We start from the raw sequence: 2,458 nt of genomic DNA on the forward strand, positions 1-2,458 counted from the left end.
ATCCGGCGGGACCGCGCCGCCGCCCGCCCGCCGGTCGCCCCGGCTCCCCCCCCCCGCACCGGAACGGCCACCGCCGGACGGGTCCCGCGCTGGACCGTCCGGCGGACGGCTTCGGCCCGCTCCGGCGAGCCACCCGCACCGGAGCGGGGTCCGGCGAAGAATCCCGGCCGGGGGAGATCGCGTCCGGGCAGCCCGGTCGCCGGGACGAGGAGACGGACCATGAACGACGCCCACAGCACCGACCCCGCCGCCGGGGCCCACCCCGACGTGCAGGAGCGCGATTTCACGCTCACGCGGACCACCACGGCCTCCCCCGAGGCCGTCTTCCGCGCCTGGACCGAGGCGGGGCCGCTCGCCCGCTGGTTCGGCCCCCGGGGGATGCACACCCCCACGGACACCGTCCGGGTCGACGCCCGGGTCGGCGGCGGCTGGGAGGCGGTGATGGTCTCGGAGGAGAGCGGCGAGCGCTACCCCTCCGCCGGTACCTACCGGGAGCTGGTGCCGTTCGAGCGCGTCGTCTTCGGCTGGGGCGTCGCCGGTGACGGCACGCCCGTCACCGAGTACGCCGTCGTCACCGTCGCCCTGGCCGAGGCGGCGGGCGGCACGGAGCTGACGCTGCACCAGAGCGCCGTGCTGAGCGCGGCGGACGCCGCCGACATGTCCGACGGGTGGTCCACCGCGCTCGACAAGCTGGTCGACGGCCTGGCAGCGGACGGCGGCACGGACGCGAACTGACCGGCCGCCCCGGCCACCGGGTGGAAGCCTCGAAGTAGGTGTGACGCGCGCCCTCGATCAACAGAACGCGTGCGCAGGCACGGCGATGACGTCCTCGGCGAACCCCCTTGTGCTGCAGGGCTGGTCGGGGTGGTCGCTCCCGCCGGTGCCGCCCGGTCCGGGGAGACGCTGTGGCGCCGTGCGGCGGACCCCGCACACCCCCGTCCCCGCAGAGGCGGGTGGTGGACTGACCCGCGAGCAGCACCAGCGGCGGGCCGCTCCCGTCGCTCTGCCATGCCAGGCGGACGCCGTCCGCAGCCGTCGCGTGCCCCGTGCCCCTGCTCTCGCTACCTCTGCTCCTCGCTCCGACGTGACGGCCGACCGGACAGCGCGCCGTCGACGGCTCCGTTCGGGACTGTTGCGGCCGGCCCCGCTCAGGCCCCGGGCGGCGCCGTGGAGTCCCGTGCGACGAGCAGCGCCGGCTCGGGCGGCACGACGCCGTCCTCCGGCACGTCCAGCCCCAGCGCCACCCGCCCGGCGGCCTGTCCCGTCTCGCGCAGCGGCAGCCGCACCGTGGTGAGGCCGGGGGCGACGTCGGCGGCGAACGGCAGATCGTCGAAGCCGGTGACGGAGACGTCCTGCGGCACGCGGAGGCCGCGGTCGCGCAGCGCCGCGCACACCCCGAGCGCCACGGTGTCGTTGGCGGCGGCGATCGCGGTCAGCTCCGGGTCCGAGTCCAGCAGCCGCAGCGCGCCCGCGTAACCGCTGTCCCGGTGGAAGGTGCCGTGCAGCAGCAGGTGTTCGGGGGGCGACGGGAGCCCGGCCGCGGCCATGGCCGCGCGGTGCCCGGCGAGCCGGTGGCGGGTGGTGGAGCGGTGGTCGGGCCCCGCGAGGTAACCGATCCGGCGGTGTCCGAGTGCCAGCAGGTGCTCGGTCAGCGCACGGGCCCCGCCCTCGTTGTCCAGTGGCACGGTGACCAGGCGGGGGCCGGCGGGGTCGGTCCCACCGGCTGCCGGGAGCGCGTCGTCGGCACGCTCCGCGGCGATCGCTTCCTCGGCGGGGAGCGGCCTGCCGCACAGCACCACCCGGACCCCGCCGGAGGCGAGCCGCTGGAGCCGGGCGGCGAGGGCCGCCCGGTGCCCGGGGTCGTCGGTGCCGCTGCCGGTGAGCACCACGGCCGCGGCCCGCTGCCGCTGGAGCAGCGTCAGGTAGGTCAGCTCCCGTTCGGGCGAGCCGCCCGTGTTGCAGATGACGGCCAGCTTCCGGCCCTGTGCCGGGACCGAGGTCACCGGGCCGATCGTGTCCTGCACTGCCCCGGCGATGATGCCGAAGAAGGGGTCGGCGATGTCGTTGACCAGGACGCCCACGAGGTCGGAGCTGGCGGCGGCCAGCGAACTCGCCGGACCGTTGACGACGTACTCCAGCTCCTCCACCGCCCGCAGCACGCGGCTGCGGGTGGCGGTGGCGACCGGGTAGTTGCCGTTGAGGACCCGGGACACCGTCGCCGCCGAGACACCGGCCCGGGCCGCCACATCGGCGAGCGTCACTGTCATCCGGGTCCTCCGGTCGGCTGGGGCGGCGTGCTGGGTGGGTCTGGTGGGAAGCGTAGCGGCGGCTCGACCGGGCGCGGTGCCCGGTGGGCGGGCGAAGTGGGAGCGGGGGTCCACCCGGTGGGCGGGTCGCCGGCCCGCGGCGGCCTCATCGGCGGCGCGGCGCGTGGAGCCGGGGGCGCGCGTCCGGGGGC

Annotated in this window: 2 protein-coding genes; one reads left to right on the top strand and one right to left on the bottom strand. The window is 77.2% G+C overall.

The window, feature by feature from the left end; translation table 11 throughout:
* Nucleotides 1-219: 219 nt before the first annotated feature.
* Nucleotides 220-735: an SRPBCC family protein gene (locus tag HCJ92_RS23630; protein WP_167935646.1), complete on the top strand. Its 516-nt coding sequence runs from the start codon at nt 220-222 to the stop codon at nt 733-735.
* Between the two features lie 413 nt (nt 736-1,148).
* Here the strand turns inward: HCJ92_RS23630 and HCJ92_RS23635 are convergent, their stop codons facing one another.
* On the bottom strand, nt 1,149-2,267 hold the full coding sequence (locus tag HCJ92_RS23635) for a LacI family DNA-binding transcriptional regulator (RefSeq protein WP_167935647.1): 1,119 nt from the start codon (nt 2,265-2,267) through the stop codon (nt 1,149-1,151).
* Nucleotides 2,268-2,458: the final 191 nt, after the last annotated feature.

The sequence above is a fragment of the Streptomyces spiramenti genome, assembly GCF_012034385.1.
Classification (GTDB): domain Bacteria; phylum Actinomycetota; class Actinomycetes; order Streptomycetales; family Streptomycetaceae; genus Streptomyces; species Streptomyces spiramenti.